The sequence below is a fragment of the Pseudomonas sp. P5_109 genome (assembly GCF_034009455.1).
Lineage (GTDB): Bacteria > Pseudomonadota > Gammaproteobacteria > Pseudomonadales > Pseudomonadaceae > Aquipseudomonas.
In genome coordinates, this window is the sequence record NZ_CP125380.1 from 3179407 (window position 1) to 3204992 (window position 25586).

The window sequence follows — 25586 nt, forward strand, 5'->3', positions numbered from 1 at the left end:
TCTTGTGGTCCATGGGTAATCGATGCGCACCACCATAGGAGGGCGGCAAGTCGGGCTCTGACAAAAAACGCTCATGGTTACAATTCGCCTGGCTGCATGAACAAGCCAAACATGAGCATGGGCCGTCCATGGACAACTCGATCACCCTCTGTAATACCCGACCATTCACCCGGGACGCATCCACCCCTCGGTTAACAAAACATAACGTGGCGTCGATTGTCAGACATTAAAAAACACCGATAGGATAGGCCAGCTTCCGAAGGGGCTCTGGATTGCGGGTTTCAGGACTATGCTCTGAAACAGCCGGTCCAGACACGCACCCTTGCGGCGCCCAGAAAGGTTGAACGACCTAACAATAATAATGGGGGAAGGTCTATGAGTGAGCCTGTCATGGGTGTGGGTATCTGCCGCCCGCCGGCATTACGCAAATTCGCGTTGCTGGCCACAGCGCTCTCGCTGTTGGGCTCTGCCATGCTGTCGGCGCCTGCGCTGGCCGCGGCGGCGCCAGCATCCGACGTTGTTTATTCCATTGAATCTGCCAAGGCTGCCAAAAGCCTGATGCTCGATGTCGTCCACGCCGGCAAGCGCCTGGTGGCGGTCGGGGATCGTGGGCACATCCTGTATTCCGATGACCAGGGCGCTACCTGGACCCAGGCCAAGGTCCCGACCCGGGCCCTGCTGACGTCGGTGTTTTTCGTCGACGACAAGCACGGCTGGGCGGTCGGTCATGACGCACAGATCCTCGCCAGCGAGGACGGTGGCACCACCTGGACCAAACAGTTCGAAGACCTGAAACGCGAATCGCCACTGCTCGATGTCTGGTTCAAGGACGTTGACAGCGGCTTTGCCGTGGGTGCTTACGGCTCGCTGATGGAAACCACCGACGGTGGCAAGCATTGGGAAGACGCCAGCGACCGCCTGGACAACGAAGACCAGTACCACCTGAACGCGATTGCCGCGGTCAAGGACGCCGGGCTGTTCATCGTTGGCGAGCAGGGCAGCATGTTCCGTTCCGCCGACTGGGGCCAGACCTGGGAAAAACTCGAAGGTCCGTACGAAGGCTCGCTGTTTGGTGTGATCGGCACGGCGCAGGCCAATACGCTGTTGGCCTATGGCCTGCGTGGCAACCTCTATCGATCTACCGACTTCGGCAGCACCTGGGAGCAAGTCGAGCTCAAGGCTGAACGTGGCGACCTGGAGTTCGGGCTGTCCGGCGGCACGCTGCTCGACGACGGTTCCATCGTGATCGTCGGCAACGGCGGCTCGGTGATCCGCAGCAGCGACAATGGCGAAACCTTCAAGGTGGTCAACCGTCCGGACCGTATTTCGGTCTCGGCAGTGGCCGCGGCAGGCAATGGCAATCTGGTTCTGGCCGGGCAGGGTGGCGTTCGCGTCACCTCGCCCAACGGCACCGAGTCGGGCAAATGAGCCGGGTTAATAATAAGAAGGCGGAGCTATGACTTCCTTGAGTACTCATCACCAGGACAAGGCGACGTTCCTCGAGCGCCTGATCTTCAACAACCGCCCGGCAGTGATCACGATCTGCCTGCTGGTCAGTATTTTCCTGTTCTGGCAGGCGACGCTGATTCGTCCGTCCACCAGTTTCGAAAAAATGATCCCGCTGGAGCATCCCTTCATCCAGAAGATGATGGAGCACCGCAACGATCTGGCGAACCTGGGTAACACCGTGCGGATCTCGGTGGAAGCCACCGATGGCGACATCTTCTCCAAGGAATACATGGAGACCCTGCGCCAGATCAACGACGAAGTCTTCTACATCTCCGGTGTCGACCGTTCCGGCCTCAAGTCGCTGTGGAGCCCGAGCGTTCGCTGGACCGAAGTGACGGAAGAGGGCTTCGCCGGCGGTGAGGTGATTCCGCAGAGCTACAACGGCTCCCAGGCCAGCCTCGATTTGTTGCGCAACAACGTGCTCAAGTCCGGTCAGGTCGGGCGCCTGGTGTCCAACGACTTCAAGTCGAGCATCGTCGACATTCCGTTGCTGGAGTCCTACCCGGATCCGCAGGACCAGGGCAAGTTGCTGGCGCTGGACTATCGCAAGTTCTCCCACGAGCTTGAAGACAAGATCCGCACCAAGTTCGAAGCACAGAACCCGAACGTGAAGATCCACATCGTCGGATTCGCCAAGAAAGTCGGTGACCTGATCGACGGCCTGGTGATGGTGGTGATGTTCTTCGGTATCGCCTTCGTCATTACCCTGATCCTCTTGCTATGGTTCACCAACTGCCTGCGCAGTACCGTCGCCGTGTTGAGCACGACGTTGGTGGCAGTGGTCTGGCAGCTGGGGTTGATGCACTTCTTCGGCTTCGGGCTCGATCCCTATTCGATGCTGGTGCCGTTCCTGATCTTCGCCATCGGTATTTCCCACGGCGTGCAGAAGATCAACGGGATCGCCCTGCAATCGAGCGAAGCGGACAACGCCCTGACGGCAGCGCGTCGCACTTTCCGTCAACTGTTCCTGCCGGGGATGATCGCGATCCTCGCCGATGCCGTGGGTTTCATCACGCTGCTGATCATCGATATCGGCGTGATCCGTGAACTGGCCATCGGCGCGTCCATCGGCGTAGCGGTGATCGTGTTCACCAACCTGATCCTGCTGCCGGTGGCGATTTCCTATGTCGGCATCAGCAAGCGTGCGGTCGAGCGCAGCAAGAAAGATGCGGTGCGCGAACATCCGTTCTGGCGCCTGCTGGCAAATTTTGCCAGCGCCAAGGTTGCCCCGGTTTCCATTCTGCTGGCGCTGATCGCCTTTGGCGGCGGCCTGTGGTACAGCCAGAACCTGAAAATCGGCGACCTCGACCAGGGTGCCCCGGAGCTGCGTCCGGACTCGCGTTACAACAAGGACAACAACTTCATCATCAACAACTACTCGACCAGTTCCGATGTGCTGGTGGTGATGGTCAAGACCAAGTCCGAAGGCTGCTCGCGCTACGAAGCCATGGCGCCGATCGACGAACTGATGTGGAAGATGCAGAACACCGAGGGCGTGCAGTCGGCGATTTCCCTGGTGACCGTGTCCAAGCAGATGATCAAGGGCATGAACGAGGGCAACCTGAAATGGGAAACCCTGTCGCGTAACCCGGATGTGCTGAACAACTCCATCGCCCGTGCTGACGGTCTGTACAACAACAGCTGTTCCCTGGCGCCGGTGCTGGTATTCCTCAACGATCACAAGGCCGAGACCCTGGATCGCGCAGTGCATGCAGTGCAGGAGTTCGCCAAGGAAAACAACAAGGAAGGCCTGGAGTTCATCCTCGCTGCCGGTAACGCCGGGATCGAGGCGGCCACCAACGAAGTGATCAAGAAGTCCGAGCTGACCATCCTGATCCTGGTGTACATCTGTGTGGCGGTCATGTGCATGATCACCTTCCGTTCGTGGGCGGCGACCTTGTGCATCGTGTTGCCACTGGTGCTGACCTCGGTGCTCGGCAACGCCCTGATGGCCTTCATGGGCATCGGCGTGAAAGTCGCGACCCTGCCGGTCGTGGCGCTCGGGGTGGGGATTGGCGTGGACTACGGCATCTACATCTACAGCCGTCTGGAAAGCTTCCTGCGTGCTGGCCTGCCGCTGCAAGAGGCGTACTACCAGACGCTGAAGTCCACCGGTAAGGCGGTGCTGTTCACCGGTCTGTGCCTGGCCATCGGCGTGTGCACCTGGATCTTCTCGGCCATCAAGTTCCAGGCCGACATGGGTCTGATGCTGACCTTCATGCTGTTGTGGAACATGTTCGGGGCGCTGTGGCTGTTGCCGGCACTGGCACGGTTCCTGATCAAGCCTGAAAAACTGGCGGGGCAGAAAGGCAACTCGTTGTTTGCCCACTGATCCATGCTGAAATGAAAAAGCCGCAACCTTGGGTTGCGGCTTTTTTGCATCTGAAGATAACCCCCCCTTGTAGGAGCCGGCTTGCTGGCGATGGTGTGCCAGTCAACATCAATGTGGCTGACACACCATCGCCAGCAAGCCGGCTCCTACAGGGGGCGTTTAGGCGGGATCGCTGCCCAGCACGACATTCAGCGCACTGCGCGCATCATCAAGTTGCACCAGCGTCGCATGCCGTGCACCCAGGGCGTCGCGGTTTTCGATGGCGGTCAGGATCGCCTTGTGCCGGGGTAGCGCCAGTTCATGCAGGTTCGGCCGCTGGTTCGAATGCTTCAAGGCTTCGGCGATGGCCACCGAGAGCATGTTGCACAGGTTGGCCAGCAAGTCGTTGTGCGTGGCATCGGCGATGCGACTGTGGAAATCCAGGTCCGGTTGCAACAGCGCCTCCGGCGTCGGCGCGGCTTCCATGCGCTGGTAGGCTTCACCGATGGAGGCGATATCCGCCTCGGTGGCGAATTGCGCGGCGAGGGCGGCAGCGGCCGGTTCGATGATGCTGCGCACGCTGGTCAGCAGGTCGAAAAACTGATTCTGCGGACTGCTCTGCATCAACCAGTGCAGCACGTCCGGATCGAGCATGTGCCAGTCCTTGCGCGGCTTGACCACGGTGCCGACACGCGGACGGGAGTACACCAGGCCTTTGGCAACCAGCACCCGGGTGGCTTCACGCAGCACCGGCCGGCTGACCGCATATTCTTCGCACAACAGCGCTTCGGCGGGCAGTTTGTCGTCCGGCAGGAAACGTCCCGAGACGATCTGCATGCCCAGTTCCTGGACGATGCGCGAGTGCATGCTTTTGCGGTCGGAGGGTTTGCGGTAATCCATGGGAAACGGCGCGATCCTGTGCGAATAGGTGTCGCGCATGATAGCAGGCGCGGCGGGATGCATCAGTCGAAAGCTATGAGCACTCTGTGGCGAGGGGGCTTGCCCCCGTTCGGCTGCGCAGCAGCCGCAATCGTGCCAACGCGTTCTGCCTGGCAAAACACGTGGGTCGTATTGGGAGCGCTTCGCGCTCCAACGGGGGCGAGCCCCCTCGCCACAGGTGTTGGTATGGCAGCAGGGACCTGTTGTGTCAATGGGAATGACGCGGCACTTCGGCGCCACGGCAACCGACCAGGAAGTCGAAGTCGCAACCCTGGTCCGCTTGCAGCACGTGGTCGATGTAGAGCTGGCGATAGCCACCGACGATCAGGTTCTGCGGCGGTTGCAGGTCAGCCATGCGCGCAGCCAGTTCGGCATCCGGGATGTCCAGGTGCAGACGGCCGCTGGCGCAATCGAGTTCGATCCAGTCACCTTCCTTCACCGCGGCCAACGGCCCGCCGGCGGCGGCTTCGGGGGCGACATGCAGCACCACGGTGCCGTACGCCGTGCCACTCATGCGCGCATCGGAAATACGCACCATGTCGGTCACGCCCTGGGCCAGCAGCTTGGCCGGCAGGCCCATGTTGCCGACTTCGGCCATGCCTGGATAACCCTTCGGCCCGCAGTTTTTCATCACCAGGATCGAGTTGGCATCCACGTCCAGTTCCGGATCGTTGATCCGCGCCTTGTACATGTCGAAGTTCTCGAACACCACCGCACGGCCGCGATGCTGCATCAATTCGGGTGTAGCGGCGGAAGGCTTGAGCACCGCACCCAGTGGTGCCAGGTTGCCGCGCAATACGCAGATGCCGCCGTCGGCGCGGATCGGGTTGTCGAGGGTGCGGATCACTTCGTCTTCGCCATAGATCGGCGCTTCCCTGGTGTTCTCGCCGATGGACTTGCCGTTAACGGTCAAGGCATTCGGGTTCGGGATCAGGTTGGCTTCACCGAGGCGACGCAGCACCGCCGGCAAGCCGCCAGCGTAATAGAACTCTTCCATCAGGAAACGTCCCGACGGTTGCAGGTCGACGATGGTCGGCATACCGCGACCGATGCGGGTCCAATCGTCGAGGTCCAGCTCCACGCCGATACGTCCGGCGATGGCTTTCAAGTGGATCACCGCGTTGGTCGAACCGCCGATGGCGGCGTTGACGCGGATGGCGTTCTCGAAGGCTTCCTTGGTGAGGATCTTCGACAGCTTCAAGTCTTCGCGCACCATCTCCACGGCACGCATGCCGGACATGTGCGCCAGCACATAACGACGCGCATCCACGGCGGGGATCGCTGCGTTGTGGGGCAGGGAAGTGCCCAGTGCTTCGGCCATGCAGGCCATGGTCGAGGCGGTGCCCATGGTGTTGCAGGTGCCGGCCGAGCGGGACATGCCGCCCTCGGCCGCGAGGAAATCATCGATGCTGATGGTGCCGGCCTTGACCTGTTCGCTGAGCTGCCAGACCACGGTGCCGGAGCCGATGTCCTTGCCCTTGTGCTTGCCGTTGAGCATCGGTCCGCCGGTGACGACGATCGCGGGCACGTCGCAACTGGCGGCGCCCATCAACAAGGCCGGGGTGGTTTTGTCACAACCGGTCAGCAGCACCACGCCATCGATCGGGTTGCCGCGAATGGCTTCTTCGACGTCCATGCTCGCCAGGTTACGGGTGAGCATGGCGGTGGGGCGCAGGTTCGATTCGCCGTTGGAGAACACCGGAAATTCCACCGGGAAGCCGCCGGCCTCGATCACGCCGCGTTTGACGTGCTCGGCAATCTGGCGGAAATGCGCGTTGCACGGGGTCAGTTCCGACCAGGTGTTGCAGATGCCGATGATCGGCTTGCCATGGAACTGGTGGTCGGCGATGCCCTGATTCTTCATCCAGCTGCGGTACATGAAGCCGTTCTTGTCGGCGGTGCCAAACCATTGGGCGGAGCGCAGGGTGGGTTTCTTATCAGACATGATCGATTCTCTTATTGTATGACTATATTGTTCAAGCTGAAGCGTAACATAAGCGCAAATTGTGCTCTTTGGAAGTGTTGTTGAGTAAATAGTATTACTATATAGTCCGCTCAAACGGAGGGATGGCCCTGGCGAGTTTTTCGCGAGAGGCGTCCCCCGAGGTTCCATAACAACAACAATCGGAGACCGATCTCATGAGCCAGGAACTGCGGCTTATCCGTCGCATCACGCTGAAACTGATTCCCTTCCTGATCCTGCTGTACCTGATCGCCTATGTGGACCGCTCCGCGGTGGGCTTCGCCAAATTGCACATGGGCGCCGACATCGGCCTCGGCGATGCCGCCTACGGACTTGGCGCCGGGCTGTTCTTCATCGGCTACTTCCTGCTGGAAATTCCCAGCAACCTGATGCTCGACCGCTTTGGCGCACGCCGCTGGTTCGCACGGATCATGATCACTTGGGGCGCCATCACCATCGGCATGGCTTTCGTCCAGGGACCGAACAGCTTCTATGTGATGCGTTTCTTGCTCGGCGCCGCCGAGGCCGGGTTCTTCCCGGGCGTTCTGTACTACATCACCCAATGGTTCCCGGTGCGCCATCGCGGCAAGATCCTCGGGCTGTTCATCCTGTCGCAACCCATCGCGATGGTGATCACCGGCCCGCTGTCCGGCGGCCTGCTGGGCATGGACGGTGTGTTGGGGCTGCATGGCTGGCAGTGGCTGTTCATCGTCATCGGCTGCCCGGCGATCCTGCTGACCTGGCCGGTACTGCGCTGGTTGCCGGATGGCCCACAGCAAGTGAAGTGGATGGATCAGGCGGAAAAGGACTGGCTCAGTGGCGAGCTGAAAAAGGATCTCGATGCGTATGGCCAGACCCGTCACGGCAATCCGCTGCACGCCCTCAAGGACAAGCGCGTCCTGCTGCTGGCGCTGTTCTACCTGCCGGTGACCCTGAGCATCTATGGCCTGGGTTTGTGGCTGCCGACCTTGATCAAGCAGTTCGGCGGTAGTGACTTGGTGACCGGTTTCGTTTCCGCGGTGCCGTACATCTTCGGGATCGTCGGCCTGTTGATCATCCCGCGCAGTTCCGACCGCTTGAATGATCGCTACGGCCACTTGGCGGTGCTTTATGTACTGGGCGCGATTGGCCTGTTCCTCAGCGCCTGGCTGTCGGTGCCGGTGCTGCAACTGGCGGCGCTGTGCCTGGTGGCGTTCGCCCTGTTTTCCTGCACGGCGGTGTTCTGGACCCTGCCGGGCCGATTCTTTGCCGGTGCCAGTGCGGCGGCGGGGATCGCCTTGATCAACTCGGTGGGCAACCTCGGTGGTTACCTCGGTCCATTCGTGATCGGCGCGTTGAAGGAGTACACCGGCAATCTTGCGTCCGGCTTGTATTTCCTCTCCGGGGTGATGGTGTTCGGCCTGATTCTGACTGGCGTCGTCTATCACCTGCTGGAACGCAAACACGTCCTGCCAGCCGATGAGTTTGCGGCGAGTGCACGTGGTGCGTCCCGTACCTGATTTTGAGGTGTCACGCCGACCAAATGTGGGAGCGGGCTTGCTCGCGAAAGCACTGTGTCAGTCACCGATGATGTCGGGTAGGACGACCTCTTCGCGAGCAAGCCCGCTCCCACATTGGTTCTGCGCTGTTCTGAAGTATTGTTTACAGGAGAAAATCCATGCGTTTGGTTCAGTTCGAATTGAGTAACGGCGAACGCCGTGTCGGCGTTGTCGAAGCAGGCCTGGTGCGAGAAGTGCAGGACGCGCGCACTGTTCGCGATCTGGCATTGGCGGCGATCGAGGCGGGGGCAAGTCTTGAGCAGCAGGTGCAAGGTCTTGGCCTGGGCATCAGCCACGACTATGCCGAACTGCTGGAGCAACGACGTATCCTGCCGCCGCTGGACCATCCGGACCCGGCGCACATGCTGGTCAGCGGCACGGGCCTGACCCACCTTGGCAGTGCGTCGGCCCGGGACAAGATGCACCAGCAAAGTGGCGACGAAACCGCGATGACCGACACCATGCGCATCTTCAAATGGGGCGTGGAGGGCGGCAAGCCGGCGGCGGATGAGGTCGGTGTGCAACCGGAATGGTTCTACAAAGGCGATGGCAGCATTGTTGTCAGGCCGGGCCAGCCGTTCCCGCTGCCGCCGTTTGCCGAAGATGCCGGTGAAGAGCCGGAAATCGCTGGCCTGTACGTGATCGGTCACGACGGCAAGCCGTATCGCCTGGGCTTTGCCGTGGGCAACGAGTTCTCCGACCACGTCATGGAGCGCAAGAACTACCTGTATCTGGCCCACTCGAAACTGCGCAGCTGCAGCTACGGCCCGGAACTGCGGATCGGCGAACTGCCGCAGCATCTGGCCGGTACCAGCCGCATCCTGCGCGACGGCGAAGTGCTGTGGCAGAACGAGTTTCTCAGTGGCGAGGCGAACATGTGCCACAGCCTCGCCAACCTCGAATTCCATCATTTCAAGTACAGCCAGTTCCTGCGCCCGGGAGATGTGCACGTTCACTTCTTCGGCACCGCGACCCTGTCCTTTGCCGACGGCATTCGTACCCAGCCGGGTGATCTGTTCGAGATCACCCAGGCCGAATTCGGCGCGCCATTGATCAACGGCATCGCCCCGGTCCCGGCCGCTTTCGAGCCCGGCAGCGTCGGCACACTTTGAGGAATTACCTATGATCCGGATTCTTGGTCACAACTACATCGGCGGCCAGCGCAGCGCCACCGGCAGCATCAAGTTGCAGAGTGTCGACGCGACGACGGGCGAGGCCTTGCCCCACGATTTTTTCCAGGCGACAGCGCAGGAAGTCGACGCAGCGGCCAGCGCGGCAGCGGCCGCGTATCCGGTCTATCGCAGTCTGAGTGCGGAGCGTCGGGCGCAGTTTCTCGATGCCATTGCCGATGAACTGGATGGCCTCGGTGATGATTTTGTCGCTGTGGTCTGCCGAGAAACGGCCTTGCCCGCAGGCCGGATTCAAGGCGAGCGTGGCCGTACCAGCGGGCAGATGCGCCTGTTTGCCAAAGTGCTGCGGCGTGGTGATTTCTACGGCGCACGGATCGACCGGGCATTGCCGGAACGGCAACCGTTGCCGCGTCCGGACCTGCGTCAGTACCGCATCGGCCTGGGACCTGTGGCGGTGTTTGGCGCCAGCAACTTTCCGTTGGCGTTTTCCACCGCCGGCGGCGACACCGCCTCTGCATTGGCGGCTGGCTGCCCAGTGGTATTCAAGGCCCACAGCGGACACATGGCTACGGCCGAGCAAGTGGCTGATGCGATCATTCGCGCCGCCGAGAAAACCGCGATGCCGGCTGGTGTGTTCAACATGATCTACGGCGGTGGCGTCGGCGCGGCGCTGGTCAAGCATCCGGCGATTCAGGCCGTGGGCTTCACCGGTTCGCTCAAGGGCGGACGCGCCTTGTGCGACATGGCCGCGGCCCGGGTGCAGCCGATTCCGGTGTTCGCCGAGATGTCGAGCATCAACCCGGTGATCGTCCTGCCCCAGGCATTGCAGGTGCGGGCCGATACCGTCGCCCGGGACCTGACGGCGTCGGTGGTTCAGGGCTGCGGGCAGTTCTGCACCAATCCCGGTTTGGTCATCGGTATTCGCTCGGCGTCATTCAGCGCCTTTGTGCAGCAAGTGGCCGGGTTGATGGGGGATCAACCGGCGCAAACCATGCTCAACGCTGGCACCTTGAGTAGCTATGGCCAAGGCTTGGAAAAACTCCTCGCGCATCCGGGCGTCAAGCACCTGGCCGGCAATCCACAGCAGGGAAACCAGGCACAGCCACAGTTGTTCAAGGCCGATGCCAGTCTGCTGGTCGACGGTGATGAGGTGCTGCAAGAAGAAGTGTTCGGTCCAACCACTGTGGTGGTTGAAGTGGACGACCATGCGCAACTCATCGCCGCCTTGAACGGCCTGCATGGCCAGTTGACGGCGACCCTCATTGGCGAGCCGGAGGACTTCGAGCAGTTTGTCGGGCTGACGGCGTTGCTTGAGCAGAAGGTCGGGCGGATCCTGCTCAATGGCTATCCAACCGGCGTGGAAGTCTGCGATTCGATGGTCCACGGCGGACCTTACCCGGCAACGTCCGATGCGCGCGGTACGTCGGTGGGCACACTGGCCATCGATCGTTTCCTGCGCCCGGTGTGCTTCCAGAACTACCCGGACAGTCTGCTGCCGGAGGCGCTGAAGAACGGCAATCCGCTGCGTATCCAGCGGCTGGTGGATGGGCAGCCATCACGCGACGCACTCTAGCGGCTGGCCTCAATCTCTGTGGGAGCGGGCTTGCTCGCGAAAGCGGTTCATCATTCAACATCTCTGTTGGCTGACACTGCGCCTTCGCGAGCAAGCCCGCTCCCACAGGTTGGTCATTCCAACCGGGGGAAATGGGGCGCTATGAGCTATCATTGCGTTTTTCCCATCCAAAGACTGATTGCCATGACTGCCCCAACCGACACCTTGCTCAATGCCCTCGAACACTGCGGAATGGTGGAAATCGACGGGCTGCATGCCTTCGAATTCTCCCTCGACGAGTCCGATAATCTACACATTGAATGCATGGATGGCCGTGCGGCCAAGCACTGGGAGTTCACACCAGCGCAGATCCAGGCAGCGACCTTCGACACTACGTTGCAAAGCTGGTTGATCACCGGTGACTCGGGTGAACACCGTTTGGTGTGCTTGGGCGATGTCGTCAGCGGTGACAACGAAGATGACGACCAGGACGATGCGTAACCTCTGGCCACTGTTGATGGCCGGCAGTATCGGCGCCATGGGCGTCCAGGCTGCATCCGCCGATGACTATCAACTGCTCGTGGGCTCCTACACCGCCGGTCAAAGCCAAGGCATCTATCGCCTGGCGTTCGACAGCGGCACCGGGCAGATCGATGCCAGCCCCCTGCAAGTGATCAAGAGCGAAAACCCGTCGTGGCTGACCTTGTCGAAGGATCAGCGCCATCTGTTCGTGGTCAACGAAAACGGCCCGGGCCAGGCTGATCCGGTCGGGCGCGTCAGCAGTTTTTCGATCGATCCCAAGACCCATGCGCTGAGCCTGATCAGTCAGCTGCAAAGCCTGGGTAACGAGCCGACCCACTCCAGCCTCAGCGCCGATGGCAGCCATTTGTTTGTCAGCAACTACTCGGTGGCCGAAGACCCGGGCGGTACCCTTGCGGTGGTGCCGGTGGCGGCCGATGGCAAACTCAAACCGGTGGTGCAGATGAGCAGCCACCCGGCGAGCCGGGTCAATCCCGAGCGCCAGGCTTCGGCTCATGTGCATTCGACGATTCCGTCGCCGGATGGCAGATACGTGTTCTCCAATGACCTGGGCGCCGACAAGGTGTTTGCCTACCGCTTCGACCCCAAGGCCAACCCGGAACTGCCGTTGACTCCGGCCACCCCGGCATTCGTGCAACTGCCGCCCGGCAGTGGGCCGCGTCACCTGTTGTTCAGCGCTGATGGCAAACACGCCTGGCTGAGCATGGAAATGAGCGCGCAAGTAGCGGTGTTCGATTACCACGACGGCCAACTCAAGCAGACGCAGATGGTCGATCTGGCGGCCGGGCAACCGGTCTCCGACAAGGCGGCGGCGGCGTTGCATGCCTCGGCTGATGGCAAGTTCCTCTACGTCAGCAACCGTGGCACGGCCAATCAACTGCTGGTGTTTGCCATCGATCCGGCGACCGGCCACCTCAGCGAGCTGCAACGCCGGGCGGTGGAGGGCGATCATCCGCGGGAATTCAGCCTCGATCCGAGCGGTAAATTCCTGTTGATCGCCAACCAGAAGAGCAACCAGATTGTCGTCGTCGAACGCGACGCCAAGACCGGTCTGCTGGGCAAGACCGTGCAAAAACTAGCGATGGACGCCCCGAGCGACCTCAGGTTTTTGCTGCGTCAATAAGCCGCAGGCCCCGGTTCATGGGGCCTGCCTGCTTTTATCAATGACGCTGATATTTGGTAATGCTACAAAGCATTTCAAGGTACGGACCCTCGAGGGTTAAGTTTGCTTCACGGCCCCACCGGGCAAGCAAGCCAACTGAATCGAGGAATACCGCCATGAACTTCAACATCTTCTCTGTCATCGCCGCTTCCGCCATCTCTGCCACTGTTGCGCTGCCAGCCAGTGCCAACACTGAAATCAGCGACAAAAAAGCCCACACCCAGAGCTACACCCAGAAATACCTGCAACAAAGCGCCAACTTCTACGCCGCACTGGATCACAAAACCCAAGCCTGAGCGGTTATCCCTGCCTTTATGCAGGAGCGAAGTCACTGATGATCGACAGCACTTGTGTTGAAAACGATCAGAGTGATGTCGCTCCTGCATAACGCATTTGCGACAGTATCAGTTTGCCATCAATGTTGCGCTTGATATCACATTGCCATACGCTTAAATTGACGCTGATTTTTTGACTCCTCCTCACGGCAAGGATCGGCAGCATGGTGACGCGTCTGGCATTGGTTCTTCTGTTTCTCTATTCCACCCCCATTCTGTCGGCAGCCGACCCTGTTCCAGGTGAGCCGGAGGCTGCCCGCGAGCGCTTGATGAGTTTTATTGAAGACTGAAATAGTCTGGCTTAATGATCAACGAAGCTGATGGTCACTATGGATAACCCTGAGTGGTTACCCAGGCTTTTTTGATCGATTCTGTGGGCATTGAAACATGCCTGCGGAGAACATCATGGCCAGCGCAATTCTCACTTCTGCCAAACACGGCGCCTATGTGGCGATCGGTCTTTACCTCGCCATGGTGCTGTTGGTCAGCCTCTCGGCCCAGTCGCAAGCCACCTTCGAAGCACCGATCCAGGTCGCTCATCCCGGCATCCAGTTTGAGCACCGTGCGCAAAACACGAGCGTCGATCAGGCTGAACTCGCAGGAGTCGCCGGCGCATGAAAGGGTGCAAGCTTTTGATCATCGCCTTCCTGGCATTCATCTCCAATGGCTTTTCCTTGCTGGGGATCGGGCAAGGCTCGATAGGCGGCGTGGCCCGTGCCATGGAGGCCAACCACAACATTGCACGCAATATCGAGACCGCCAAGGCCATGGGGCTGTTGGCAGGCAACCCGCCGATCAGGAGTGAAGGGGTGGTGTTCGGACCGTTCCAGGTGGATTGCTCGGCGATCGGAATGTGTGGGGTGCTGGCCTGAATCTTCGACACACCGCTGACCCTTGTAGGAGCCGGCTTGCTGGCGATGGTGTGTCAGGCACCACAACGTCAACTGACACTCCATCGCCAGCAAGCCGGCTCCTACAGGGGGAGTTATTTCTTCATGATCGATGTGAACAGTTCCGACTCCAAAAGCCGCTGTAGCCATGCCTGCAAACGCAGGTAAGGCGTCTGCGCGAACCAGTCGCGGTCGACGTGGGCGAACTGCCGTACGAACGGCATCAACGCCACATCAGCCAGGCTGGGATGATCGGCCAGCAAGTAGTCGCGTCCCTCCAGCAACACCTCCAGCCTTTGCAGAATCACCTCGCCTTCGCCGCGATAAACCTCCATCGGTTGCTCGGGATAACGCTCGGCGTACTTGTAGCGATTCAAGTGCAGCTTGAACACCTGGTCGTTCTGCTCGATCAGCGGGGCGATTTGCGCCGCTGCGTCAGGATCATCCTTGAGCAGCCAGTCCTGCGGATCATTCTGTGCCAGCGCCCAGCGCATGATGTCGAGGCTTTCGTCGATCACCCGGCCATCTGCGCTCAGCACCGGCACCGTGCCTTTGCCCGACAGCGCGAGCATCTCGGCGGGCTTGGCTTTCAGGCTGACTTCGACGATGTCCACGGCCACGCCCGAATAACGCAGGGCCATGCGTGCGCGGATGGCGTATGGGCAGCGGCGGAAGGAGTACAGCGTGTTCATTTCACCTCCAGGGTGCTCAGGCCGTTGCCCTGGCGACGGACCTGGATCTGCACCGGAATCCGTTCATGCATTTCCTGTACGTGGGAAATCACCGCGACCTTGCGGCCCTGGGCCTGCAAGCCGTCGAGGGCGTCCATGGCCAGTTGCAGGGATTCCGGATCGAGGCTGCCGAAGCCTTCGTCGATGAACAGCGACTCGATTTTCAGCGTGCTCGATGCCATCGACGCCAGGCCGAGAGCCAACGCCAGCGAGACCAGGAACGTCTCGCCACCGGACAGCGAATGCACCGAACGCAGTTCGTCGCCCATTTCGGTGTCCATCACCAGCAACCCGAGCATGCTGCCGCCGCGTTTGAGGCGATAGCGGCGCACCAGTTGGCGCAATTGCACGTTGGCGTGATGCACCAGCAGGTCGAGGTTGTAGGCCTGGGCGATCTTGCGGAAGGTGTCGCCGGTGGCGGAGCCGATCAAGGCATTCAGGCGTGCCCAGCGCTGATACTCGTTGTAAGCGTCGGCAATCTGCTGCGCGAGGGCCTGGTTGGCGTTCTGCCGGCGCTGGTCCTCGGCCTGTTCGGCGCGCAATTCGGCGCAGTGTTGCTCGCAGGTGGCGGCGAGGTTTTGCAGGTCGACCACTGCCGTGGCCAACTGCTCGGCATCGAGGTTGCCGTTGTGTTGTGCCTGGTGAGCGAGCAAGCGCTTGTCGCGTTCCTGCACCAGGACGCTGGCCTGTTCGATGGCTTTCTCGCTGTGCTGCAAGCGCTGGCGCAGTTCGCTGACCTGGGTGTCGTCGACGCGCAGCAGGTCTTCGAGGCCGCCGTCATCCAGCTCGGGATGGCGGGCGCGCCAGTCGCCGATCTTGCCGGCGAGCTCATGTTCTTCGCCTTCCAGTGCGTGCAGGCGTTCCTGCTGGGCCTTGAGCTCGGCGGCGAGTTGCACTGACTGCGTGTGCACGCTTTGCAGCGTCTGCGCGGTGCTGGTTTCGGTGCTGCGCGCCTGCTCCACGGCCTGTTCCAGTTGCTGCTGCCAATGCTCGGCGCTGCTGTGTTCGCCGAGCAGTTGCCCGAGCGTGTGCTGGCTCGCCTGTTGCTGCTCGGCCAGGCCGGTGAACTGCAGTTCGGCGGCCTGCAATTGCTGCACGCGGCTTTGCTGGCGATCCTGCTCCTTCTCCAGGTGTTGCTGGCGCTGTTGCTGCTCGGCCAGTTCTTCCTTTTGTTGCTCGAGCTGCGCCAGGCGCTCGGCGATCTGCCGGTCGAGCTGCATGAAGGTCGCGGCCGGCTCGACGCGCAGCGCTTGCAGGGTCTCGGCTGGCAGCAGATTGGCGAATGCACTGAGCTCTTCGTCCAGGCGCTGGCGGTCGTTGCCCAGTTCGCGCTGTTGGTTGCTCAGGTGCTGGGCCGCTTGCTGGTACGCCGTTTCGGCATGACGCAGTTGCTGGGTCAGGCGCGCGGCATCCTGTTGCAGGGTGAGCAGGGCGCTTTGCCGTTGCTCGTCCTGGCTGATGCTCTGGTTGAGCTGGCTGTTTTGCTGGTTGAGCCAGGCGTCGCGTTTGGCGGCGTCCTGATTCAGCAGTTGGGCGGTGAGCGGATGAGCTTCCAGGCTCGGTGCGAGGGCTTGCTGACGGGTCGCCAGTTGCTCCTGCTGTTGCAGCAGTTCCTTTTGCTGGGCGATCAGCCCGCCGACTTCGGCGCGCAAGTCGGTGAGTTTTTCCTTGAGCAGGTCGACGGCCTTCTGCGCATTGGCCTGTTCGCTTTCATCAAAACGCCCGAGGCTTTGCAGCAGGGCTTCCGGCTGATGATAGGGATGCTCGTTGCTGCCGCAGACCGGGCATGGCTGATCGTCCTGCAACTGCGCGCGCAGCTCTTCGACACTGGCACTGCGCGCCAGACGCTGGCGCTCCAGCAGTTCGCGCGTGACGTTGAGGGTTTGTTCGGCAACGCTCAGATCGGCCTTGGCCTTGACTCCGTCCTGGGTCAGGCGCTCACGCTCCAGCTGCGCGGTGAGCTGGCGCTGTTGCAGCTCGGCGCCGCGCTGGTCCAGTTCCTGCTGACTGGCCCACAAACGCGTCAGGTCTTCGATGGCACGCAGTTGCTTGCGGTTGTCCTGCAACAGGCTGCCGAGGATGCCGATCTGCTCGGCGACGGCATCCGGTTCGGCGCCGGCCTCCTTGAACAGCACCTCCAGTTGCTGCTTCTGCGCGCTGAGGGTTTGTTCGGCGTTCGTGGCGTTTTGTTCGAGGCTGGCCAGTTCGGCCTGGCCCTGATTCAGGCGGTTGCCGATCAACATCAACTGTTGCAGGCGATCACGGTAGGCATTCCAGGCATCGCTCAACGGTGCCAGGTGAGCGCTTTGTTCCAGCTCGGTGGCGATGCGCTGCAAGTCCCCGGCGCCACGGGTCTGCTGATCGAGCAAGGTCTGAATCGTGTTCTGGCCCTGGGTGCAGGCCTGTTGCGCCTGTTGCTTGGCTTCGGCACTGCGGGCGGCATCCTTGGCCAGGCGGGCGAGGGTGCTTTGCGCTTCGAAGGCCTGACGCAGCAACGGCGTGCTATCGGCTTGCCGCTGTTGCGTTTCGCTTAGGGCGATCCGGGCGGCACTGAGTTGTTGCTCAAGCTGCGTCTGGCGCTCGCCGAGTTCGCCATGTTGCTGCGTATGCAAGGCAATGTGCGCCGCCAAGGGTGTAAGCAGCGCATCGACTTCGGTTTTACGGGCGAACTGGTGCCGTTGCGGGGCCAGCTGTTCGAGGCGGGTGAGCCGCAAGCGCTCGCTGGCCAGGGCTTCCCAGTGGCTCTGCGCCGATTGCAGTTGCTCGGTCGCGGCCAGATGTTCGTCCTGCAAGCGACGCAGGTCCTTGAGCCAGGTGTCCTGCAGTTCAAGCTGCTTGAGTTGCGCCTGTTGGGTCTTGAGCTGCTGCTGCGCCTGGCTGAAGCGCTCATCCAGTTCCGCACGGGCCTCGGGCGACAGCGGCGTCACCCCGCTGGCCTGATCCTGCAGCAGCTTGTGCGCCTCGCGAGCCTCCTTGGTCTTGTCGAAGGCGCGACGACCGAGACGGGTATAGAGCGCCGTGTCGGTGAGTTTTTCCAGCAGTTCGCTGCGGTCGTTGTCGTCGGCCTTGAGGAACGCGCTGAACTCGCTCTGCGCCAGCAGCACGGCACGGGTGAACTGTTCGAAATTCAGGCCCAGCGCGGCTTCGAGTTGAGTCTTGTACTCGCCTTTCTGGCTGGCGAGCAATTGATCCTGATCGATGTCGCGCAAGCTCTGGCGGCTGGCCTGCAGCTTGCCGCCGGCCTTGTCCCGGGCGCGATTGGCTTCCCAGCGGGCGCGGTAACGACGGCCGTCGACACCGACGAAATCCACCTCCGCATAGCCTTCGCCCGTGCCGCGACGCAGCAGGGTGCGCGGGTCGCCGGTGCCGATTTCGCCATCGGCGTCCGGCACCTTGGCGTCACGGCCGGTGTTGTTCAGGCGTGGTACGGCGCCAAACAGCGCCAGGCACAGGGCATCGAGCAGGGTGCTTTTACCGGCGCCGGTGGGGCCGGTGATGGCGAACAGTCCGGCACTGGCCAGGGGTTCGGCGGTGAAGTCGATTTCAAACGGCCCGGCCAGGGAGGCGAGGTTTTTCAGGCGGATCGCGAGGATCTTCATGGTTGTTCGCTCTCCATCTGCACGTCTTGCAACAGCTCGGCAAAGTCCTTGAGGGTCTGCTCGTCGACCTCGCTGCCGTAGTTGTCCTGCCAGGCACGGCTGAACAGTTCCTGCGGCGTGAGCTGGTCCAGTTCGATCAGCGTGCTGCCTTCGTCGGCACCGTCCCGGCCGCCGTTGCCGGCGTACTCGGCGGCGATGCGCACCAGGCGCACGGCCTTGCCTTGCAGGGCGGTTTCCACTTGATTGCGCAGGTCGGGCTGCGGTTCATCGAGGCGCACCCGCACCTCCAGCCATGGCTGACGCTGGATGTCGGCCAACAGGTCGACGTTCGGCAGGTCCGCCAGTTGCAGCAGGATCTCGCTCAATGGCGCCGGGCCGATGCGTTGCAGGTTGACCGCGCGGGGGATCAGTTTCGGCTCGACGCTGACCAGGGTTTCGCCGTCGAGCTTGATGTCGAGAATCTGGTGCTGATAGCTGATTTCGGAAAACGACAGGGGAATTGGCGAACCGCAGTAGCGAATGCGCTCCTCGCCGTTGACCTTCTGCGGCTTGTGCAGATGACCGAGGGCCACATAGCTGATGCTCGGCCCGAACAGGCTGGCGGGCAGGGCTTCGGCGTTGCCGATGATCAGGCTGCGCTCGGAGTCTTCCGACACCGAGCCGCCGGCCATGTGCGCGTGGCTGATGGCGATCAGCGCCTGGCCTTTCTTGCGCTTGGCGTTGGCGGCCTCGATCAGCCACTCGTGGACCTGTCCAATGCCGCGCAGGTAGTTGTCACCCAGATGCGCGCCGGTGACTTCGGCAGGGCGCAGGAACGGCAACGCCAGGCACCAGGCGACCGTTTTACCCTTGGCGTTGGGCAGCGGTAACAACAGGCGCTCGGCGTCCAGTTGCCCGTCATCCAGCCACAACACACGACCGAGCGCATGAGTGCGCAAGCGCCGCATCAACGGCGCAGGCAGTTCGATCCGCGAGCCGGAATCGTGGTTGCCGGCGATCATCACGATGGTCAGCAAGGGCTGCTGTTCGTGGGCGCTGACGATGAAGTCGTAGAGGCGTTCCTGCGCTTTGACCGGCGGATTGACCGTGTCGAAGATGTCGCCGGCGATCAACAGCACGTCCGGTTGATCCAGTTTCAGCTGGCGCAACAGCCACTCAAGAAAACAGCCGTGTTCGAAATCGCGATCCTGGCCGTGCAGGTTCTGCCCAAGGTGCCAGTCGGAGGTGTGAAACAAGCGCAAGGCGGACTCCGCGAGAAAATAGGTGATGGCCGCGGGAAAAATGAAGGCGGCGAAAGGGGGGAGAGTTTACTGGCAAAAAGGCCCGATCGCGCGATGGATTGTTCTGTGGCGAGGGGGCTTGCCCCCGTTGGGCTGCGAAGCGGCCCCCTAATTCCTTCAGGCATACCGAGCTGCCCGGACTTACGGCCGCTTCGCGACCGAACGGGGGCAAGCCCCCTCGCCACAAATGCATCCTTGCCTCAACGGTTGGTGTTTACTTCGGATAAAGCGGCGGCAACCCGCTGTCACCCACCGGGTCCTGGACCCGTTCGGCCATCGGGATCGCCTTGATCGCCCGCCACAACTCGTCACCTTGCCAGTACTGGCCGGTTTCGCTGTACAGCGCGCCGTTCAGGCCGTCGAGGGCGTTGGACAGCGGCACGAAGCGGGCAGCCATGTCGGCCAGGGTTTCCGGTTGTTGGCGGGCCCAGGCGTCGAGGGCCTGGCGGGTGGCGTGGGTATCGTTGGCCTGGCAGGCACGCTTGAGCTCGTCGAGCACGGTGCGCGGGCTCGGGCCGGTTTGGGCGACACGCGCCACCGCCGGTTGCCAGCGGCCGCGCCACCAGAGGCCGAAGCCGAGCAGGGTGGTGCAGGCCAGGATCAAGGTGCTGAGCTTCCAGCGCCAGAGTGCTTCGCTGTCGGCACTGGCATCGACCGGCAAGGCGCCGGCCGGGGTGTCGACCACCAGGCTCGGATTGGCCGACACATGCAGCGTGCGGGCGGGCAGGCTGCTGTGTTCCAGGTGGTCTTCGAAGGTGTTCCACCAGACCACGTCGACCGTGGGCAACTCGATGGCACCGGTCCGTGTCGGCACCAGCGCCTCGCGGTCTTCACGACTGCCGACCAGGCCGCGTTCGCTGTTCTGGTTGCCGAGCACTGGTTGATCCGGGTAGCGACGCAGACCGCCGACATCGGTACCGGGCAGCGGTGGCAGTTGGGTGCTGGACAGGCCTTCGGCCTTCACCGTCAGGCTGCGGGTCAATGAATCGCCGACCTGGGCGTGATCCGGCTCCGGGTTCCAGCTTTCGCTCAGGGTCAGGCTGCGCGCAGGCAACCAGGGCGCGTCGGCCGGGTAGGTGATGGGTTTGGCCTTGACCGTCAACAGCAGTTCGGTCGAGGTGACGCGCATCAGCTTGCCGGATTTCGGCCCCTGGACGGCGTCCTGTGTTGGCTGCGCATCAACCAGCGCGGCGTTGAAGATCTGAGGCGGAATGATCAGTTCGCCGCTGTGTTGCGGGTAGATCGCGTAGCGCATTTCGATCACGCCGTGGCGCAGGCCATCGATGTCTTTTTCGTAGGTGCGTGAGTCGCCCAATTGTTCGATGCGCGCATCAGGGATCTGCAAGGGTGGCAGGCTGCTGTCGTCATACAGCGACACCGAATGGTAGATGCGCAGGGTCAGCACGGCCTGAGCCTGAACGTACACACTGGTTTGATCGAGGCTGGCATCAATGAACACCGCGGCGCGTTTGTTCGGGTTGTCCGGTGTTTCGCTCTCGACCACTTGCAGGGTGATCGGTTGGCTTTGCAGTTCGCCCAGTTGCAGGGGCGGAATCACCACGCTGCCGTTTTGCCGGGGCAGGAGCGTGACGATCCACCGCGTGGCGGCCTGGTTATCGCCGCTGAGGGTGTTCAACTGGTTGACCTGGCGTGTGCCGCGCACTTCGAATAGCGGCTCCAGCGGCGTCAGGTCAGGTTTGCCGAACTGCGTGACATCGGTGGATTCCAGGGTCAGCTCGACCGTCTCGCCTGAACTCAGGCGACTGCGGTCGACACTGGCGACCAGCTCTGCCGCCTGCGCCTGGGCGGTGCAGAACAACAGGCCATGCAGCAGCGCGAGCAATAAAACGGTGAAGCGGGTCATCGTGTTTCTTCCTGATCCTGATGTTGTTGCTGTTCGTACCAGAATTTGCGCCGCAGCAATTCACCAGGGTCATCCGGGATTTGCCGCAGCCACTGTTCCAGTGCCTGGCGCTGCTCGCCTTCGATGCTGTCGGTGGCCGGGCGCAAGGGCGGTGTCGTGTGTTGTTCGTCACCCAATTCGCTGCCCGGTACTTCGTTGGCCCCCGGTTTTGGCGGTGTGGTGGGCGGTTGCGCCTCGCCTGGCCTGGCCGGTTGCTCACTGGTGTTCGGTTCGCCGCTGCTCTCGGGTTGGGCAGCAACACCGGGCGGTGGTTCCTGTGATTGGGCTTCGGGCCGGGCGTCGGCGGCTTTGTCTGGCTCGGCAGGGGGGGGCGTGTTTTTTTCCTTGAGCAGACGTTCCACCAGCGCTTTGTTGGTCAGCGCCGGGCGTAAATCCGGTTGTCGTTCCAGTGCCTGTTCGTACGCGTCCAAGGCTGCCTCCAGCTCACCGCCTTTGGCCAGGGCATTGCCTCGATTGTAGTGGGCGTGGGCATCGTTGCCTTCGGCAAACCGCTCGGCGGCGCCGGTGTAGTCCCCGGCTTCATAGAGCGCCACGCCTTGCCACTGATGGTCTTCGAAACGCCGGGCGGCTTCGGCCGGGCGCTTTTGCTTGAGTAAGTGCAGGCCTTGTTGATCAGGACGCAGCCACAGGTCTGCGAGGTCGAAGGCGTAGCTTGGCTGTGGCAGCGCCAAGAGCAGCGGCAGGCAGAGCAGCCAGCCGCGACGTCCGGCGCAGGCCGCGAGCAACAGGAGCGGTAGCAGCAGCCAGTAACCTTGATCGGCCCAGGTGTCCAGGCGCAGGGTCTGACCGTCGTTGCGCACGTTGCGTGGGCCGTCGAACAGGCCGAGGGCATGCAGGTCGCTATCGTCCAGGCGGGCCTGGCGAAAGCGTCCATCGAGGTCGCTGGCAAAGCTTTTCAAGCCTGGCTCGTCGAGGCGCGGCACGAGAATGGCGCCTTGTTCATCCTTGAGGAAACTGCCGTCTTCCTGGGTGATGGGCGAGCCTTCGGCGGTGCCGATGCCGAGCATCAGAAATTGAGTCGATTTGCCGTTCAGTGCGTGACGGATGCCCAGCCGCTCCTGTTCGGTCAGGGACGAACCCATCAGCAGGATCCGGCCGTCACCCAGAGCCGCTTGCTTGAGCAGCGCCAGGGCCTTGATCACCGCCAGGTCGGCGCGATGGCCAGCCTCTGGCATCAACGACGGTTTCAGTGCATCCAGCAGATTGCGGCTGGTGGAAAGATCATCCGACAGCGGTACCAGCGTGTGGGCACTGCCGGCGTAGACTACGATGGCGGTTTGCGCGTCGCTGCGAATCTGCAGCAGATCGAACAACTTGCGTCGCGCCTGTTCGAGTCGGTTGGGCATGACGTCGGTGGCGAGCATTTCCGGGGTCAGCTCGAAAATCACCACCAGCGGGTCGGCGGGCTTTTGACTGGTCTGCTCGACACGCTGCCAGCTCGGACCCAGCAGGGCGAGCACGGTCAACAGCCACGCGAGACCGAGGGCGATCCAGGGCAATTTGCTGTCACGTCCGCTACCACCGCTGAGCAGTGCTGCGTGAAAGGCCGGCGGCAGAATCATCTGCCAGCGCCCGGCGCGCTTCTTGCGGTGCCAGAGTTGCCAGAGCAACCAGCCAAGCACCGGCAGCAACAGCAGCCACCAGGGGCGGAACCAGTAGGGCCACAGCACACTCATCGACGCCTCCGCAGGCGCAGACGCTTGAGGCGCTGGCGCCAGTCAGGCAGCAGTTGGGTTTGCAAGAACAGATCCTTGGTAAACAGGCGTTGCAAGGGGTTGTCCGGCCAGAGTACGGGGGCCACCAGCAGCATGCTCAACCACAGCGCCAGGGCCAGTGGCCAGTGATACAGTGCTTGGGTCGGGCGGGCCTGGGTGGGTTGCTGGGCCACTGGCTCCAGTTGGTCAAGGGTGTCCTTGATTGCCTGCAGTTCCTTGCCATCGTGAGCGCGGAAGTACTGGCCGCCGGTGGCCACGGCAATGGCCCGCAGGGCGGGTTCGTCGAGGTCCAGGCTTGGATTGACGCCGAGAAAACCGACCGTGCCACTTTGCTCCGGATCGGCCCCGATGCCGATCGGGTAGATTCTCACGCCTTCCTTGGCTGCCAGCCGTGCGGCAGTGAGGGGGGCGATTTCACCGCCATTGTTGGCGCCGTCGGTGACCAGTATCAGTACGCGGCTTGTGGCCGGACGCAAACGCAGGCGTTTGAGGGCCAGGCCAATGGCATCGCCGATGGCGGTGTTTTTGCCGGCAATGCCGATGCGCGCTTCGTCGAGCCAGACGCGCACGGTGTGCCGGTCGAATGTCAGCGGTGCCTGCAGATAGGCCTGGCTGCCGAACAGGATCAGGCCGACACGGTCACCTTCGCGGCTTTCGAGAAAGTCTCCGAGCAGATGCTGGACCAGTGAGAGGCGACTCACCTCTTCGTCCTGCCACTGCATGTCAGGGAAATCCATGGAGCCGGAAACGTCCACCGCCACCAGCAGATCGCGGCCGCTGGCGGCGATCGGCAACGGGTCGCCGAGCCACTGCGGACGCGCCGCCGCGACCAGCAGCAACAGCCACAGCAAAATGAACGGTGCCTGCTGGCGCCATGCCGGCAGGTTGGCCCGGGCGCGACGCCCGGCGAGGCCTTCGAGATCGCTGAGGAAGCTGACCTTGAGCGCCGGTTCGCCACTGTCGGCCACTGGCAATACGATCCGCATCAGCCACGGCAGCGGCAGAAGGGCGAATATCCACGGCCAGGCGAATTCAAACATGCTTGCGAATCCATGTGTCGATGGCCTGGGTCAGGCCTGCGATGGCCTTGTCGTCGAGTTTGCATTCGGGTTTGTAGGCGCCTTCGACCAGCACCATCCAGCGGGTCAGACCGGCCGCCGGGCAGCGATTGTCGAGGAACGCCAGCCATTTGCGGCCGTTGAGGGTATGGCTCTGGCTGTAGGGGTAGTGGTTGCGGCACAGGCGTTTGAGCAAGCCGTTGAGTTGCTGCAGCCAGGCACCGGCGGGGGCGCCATCGTAAGGCTTGGGCATCAGCGCCAGCTCCGCCAGGGCGGCAAGGCGCACCGGGTCAAGCGGCTGCTCGGCACGCACCACGGGGCGTTTTCTCGGAATAAAGCTACGCAGCTTCCACAGGCCCAGGCCGATCAGCGGCACCAACAAAAGCAGCAACCACCAACCCGGTGCCGGAGGCCAGAATTCCACCGGAGGCGGGGATATCAGGGGTTGCAGTTGATCAAGGCTGCTCATCGACCTTTCCCCGGTTTCTGTGGGTTCAGGTACTCGCGCAGTTGTTCGACCATTTCGCTCTGAGTGCTCAAAGGCATCATCAGCACCCGCAGTTTCTGCGCGAGCAGCTCCCAGCGAGCGATGCGTGCTTCGGCCTGGGCCCGGTAAGTCTGGCGCAGGTCGAAATTCAGCGTGTCGAGTTCCAGTTGCGCACCGCGTTCGGCGAAACGTAGAAGGCCGGCGGCGGGCAGGGCATGATCCAGTGGATCGGACACCGGGAGCAACAACAGGTCGCAATGACGCGATAACAGGCTCAGCTGTTGCTCGGCGCTTTCCGATAGCGCGCGTTCATCGCAAATCACAATGACAAGGCTGCCCGGACGTGACACCTCCCGCGCTCGGCGCAAGGCAATGCCAAAGGCGTCGCGGTCTGGTTCGCTTTCGGTATTCAGCGACTGGTTGACCCGCACCAGTCGGTTGAGCAACTGCAGCAGGCTTTGCTTGCTACGCCGAGGCTTGATTTCGTAATGCTCGTTGTCGCCATACACCAGCCCGCCGACCCGGTCGTTGTGCCCCAGGGCAGCCCAGCCGATCAGGCTCGCAGCCTGGGCGGCGAGCACCGACTTGAACATCAGGCCCGAGCCGAAAAACAGCCGCCGACTTTGTTCGACCATGATGAAAATCGGCCGCTCGCGTTCTTCGTGGAACAGTTTGGTGTGAGGCTCCTGGGTGCGCGCGGTCACGCGCCAGTCAATGGTGCGCACGTCGTCACCAGCCTGATAGACCCGCACCTGATCGAAGTCGACGCCACGCCCGCGCAATTTGGAATGGTGCAGGCCGATCAGCGGGCTGCGCTGGCTCGGCGTGGAAAACAGCTGCACTTCGCGCACGCGATGGCGCATCTCGATCAGGTCGGCGAGGCTGACACGGATGCCCGGCTCGGGCGGCAGGCTGGCGTTCAT

21 protein-coding genes are annotated in these 25586 nt (G+C 62.2%); 11 read left to right on the plus strand and 10 right to left on the minus strand.

Features of this window, described 5'->3' with window-relative positions; all coding sequences use genetic code 11:
- Positions 1-375: 375 nt before the first annotated feature.
- On the plus strand, positions 376-1428 hold the full coding sequence (locus QMK54_RS14480; protein WP_320402777.1) for a WD40/YVTN/BNR-like repeat-containing protein: 1053 nt from the start codon (positions 376-378) through the stop codon (positions 1426-1428).
- 28 nt (positions 1429-1456) lie between these two features.
- Positions 1457-3841: an efflux RND transporter permease subunit gene (locus tag QMK54_RS14485; protein ID WP_110658748.1), complete on the plus strand. Its 2385-nt coding sequence runs from the start codon at positions 1457-1459 to the stop codon at positions 3839-3841.
- 159 nt (positions 3842-4000) lie between these two features.
- Here the strand turns inward: QMK54_RS14485 and QMK54_RS14490 are convergent, their stop codons facing one another.
- Positions 4001-4720 (minus strand): FadR/GntR family transcriptional regulator, encoded by a 720-nt coding sequence (locus QMK54_RS14490; RefSeq protein ID WP_032829613.1) that lies wholly within the window; start codon positions 4718-4720, stop codon positions 4001-4003.
- A 247-nt stretch (positions 4721-4967) separates the two neighbouring features.
- On the minus strand, positions 4968-6704 hold the full coding sequence (locus QMK54_RS14495) for an IlvD/Edd family dehydratase (protein ID WP_320402778.1): 1737 nt from the start codon (positions 6702-6704) through the stop codon (positions 4968-4970).
- A gap of 194 nt (positions 6705-6898) precedes the next feature.
- Here QMK54_RS14495 and QMK54_RS14500 point away from each other — a divergent pair, with 194 nt between their 5' ends.
- From QMK54_RS14500 to QMK54_RS14540, 9 genes are all read left to right on the plus strand, one after another.
- The gene (locus QMK54_RS14500) at positions 6899-8221 is read left to right on the plus strand and encodes an MFS transporter (protein WP_320402779.1); all 1323 of its coding nucleotides are present in this window, start codon (positions 6899-6901) and stop codon (positions 8219-8221) included.
- Between the two features lie 158 nt (positions 8222-8379).
- A complete protein-coding gene (gene araD1 / locus QMK54_RS14505; protein ID WP_320402780.1) occupies positions 8380-9372 on the plus strand; it encodes an AraD1 family protein in 993 nt (330 codons plus the stop codon).
- Positions 9373-9382: 10 nt separating this feature from the next.
- The gene (locus QMK54_RS14510) at positions 9383-10963 is read left to right on the plus strand and encodes an aldehyde dehydrogenase (NADP(+)) (RefSeq protein ID WP_320402781.1); all 1581 of its coding nucleotides are present in this window, start codon (positions 9383-9385) and stop codon (positions 10961-10963) included.
- Positions 10964-11104: 141 nt separating this feature from the next.
- Positions 11105-11443 (plus strand): DUF5629 family protein, encoded by a 339-nt coding sequence (locus tag QMK54_RS14515; RefSeq protein WP_223596072.1) that lies wholly within the window; start codon positions 11105-11107, stop codon positions 11441-11443.
- Complete coding sequence (locus tag QMK54_RS14520; RefSeq protein WP_320402782.1) at positions 11436-12605, plus strand: lactonase family protein; 1170 nt, start codon at positions 11436-11438, stop codon at positions 12603-12605. Before QMK54_RS14515 ends, QMK54_RS14520 begins: the two co-directional genes overlap by 8 nt.
- A gap of 155 nt (positions 12606-12760) precedes the next feature.
- Positions 12761-12940, plus strand: a complete 180-nt coding sequence (locus QMK54_RS14525; protein WP_110661146.1) for a hypothetical protein — start codon at positions 12761-12763, stop codon at positions 12938-12940.
- A 203-nt stretch (positions 12941-13143) separates the two neighbouring features.
- Positions 13144-13269, plus strand: a complete 126-nt coding sequence (locus QMK54_RS14530) for a hypothetical protein (RefSeq protein WP_263296299.1) — start codon at positions 13144-13146, stop codon at positions 13267-13269.
- Positions 13270-13384: 115 nt separating this feature from the next.
- Positions 13385-13597, plus strand: coding sequence for a hypothetical protein (locus QMK54_RS14535; RefSeq protein WP_110661147.1), 213 nt, complete (start codon positions 13385-13387; stop codon positions 13595-13597).
- Positions 13594-13851 (plus strand): hypothetical protein, encoded by a 258-nt coding sequence (locus QMK54_RS14540; RefSeq protein WP_320402783.1) that lies wholly within the window; start codon positions 13594-13596, stop codon positions 13849-13851. The genes QMK54_RS14535 and QMK54_RS14540 overlap by 4 nt, the downstream gene beginning before the upstream one ends.
- Positions 13852-13964: 113 nt before the next feature.
- Here the strand turns inward: QMK54_RS14540 and QMK54_RS14545 are convergent, their stop codons facing one another.
- From QMK54_RS14545 to QMK54_RS14580, 8 genes are all read right to left on the minus strand, one after another.
- Positions 13965-14561 (minus strand): glutathione S-transferase, encoded by a 597-nt coding sequence (locus tag QMK54_RS14545; RefSeq protein ID WP_320402784.1) that lies wholly within the window; start codon positions 14559-14561, stop codon positions 13965-13967.
- Entirely contained in the window at positions 14558-18199 is a 3642-nt protein-coding gene (locus QMK54_RS14550; RefSeq protein ID WP_320402785.1) for an AAA family ATPase, read from the minus strand. Before QMK54_RS14550 ends, QMK54_RS14545 begins: the two co-directional genes overlap by 4 nt.
- The gene (locus QMK54_RS14555) at positions 18196-19440 is read right to left on the minus strand and encodes an exonuclease SbcCD subunit D C-terminal domain-containing protein (protein ID WP_320402786.1); all 1245 of its coding nucleotides are present in this window, start codon (positions 19438-19440) and stop codon (positions 18196-18198) included. The genes QMK54_RS14550 and QMK54_RS14555 overlap by 4 nt, the downstream gene beginning before the upstream one ends.
- Positions 19441-19693: 253 nt before the next feature.
- Positions 19694-21343, minus strand: a complete 1650-nt coding sequence (locus QMK54_RS14560; protein WP_110663146.1) for a BatD family protein — start codon at positions 21341-21343, stop codon at positions 19694-19696.
- Positions 21340-23079 carry a tetratricopeptide repeat protein gene (locus QMK54_RS14565; protein ID WP_320402787.1) on the minus strand — a complete coding sequence of 580 codons (1740 nt, stop codon included), beginning with the start codon at positions 23077-23079 and terminating at the stop codon, positions 21340-21342. The genes QMK54_RS14560 and QMK54_RS14565 overlap by 4 nt, the downstream gene beginning before the upstream one ends.
- Positions 23076-24158 carry a VWA domain-containing protein gene (locus QMK54_RS14570; protein ID WP_320402788.1) on the minus strand — a complete coding sequence of 361 codons (1083 nt, stop codon included), beginning with the start codon at positions 24156-24158 and terminating at the stop codon, positions 23076-23078. The genes QMK54_RS14565 and QMK54_RS14570 overlap by 4 nt, the downstream gene beginning before the upstream one ends.
- A complete protein-coding gene (locus QMK54_RS14575) occupies positions 24151-24645 on the minus strand; it encodes a DUF4381 domain-containing protein (RefSeq protein ID WP_320402789.1) in 495 nt (164 codons plus the stop codon). The genes QMK54_RS14570 and QMK54_RS14575 overlap by 8 nt, the downstream gene beginning before the upstream one ends.
- The gene (locus QMK54_RS14580) at positions 24642-25586 is read right to left on the minus strand and encodes a DUF58 domain-containing protein (protein WP_110659606.1); all 945 of its coding nucleotides are present in this window, start codon (positions 25584-25586) and stop codon (positions 24642-24644) included. Before QMK54_RS14580 ends, QMK54_RS14575 begins: the two co-directional genes overlap by 4 nt.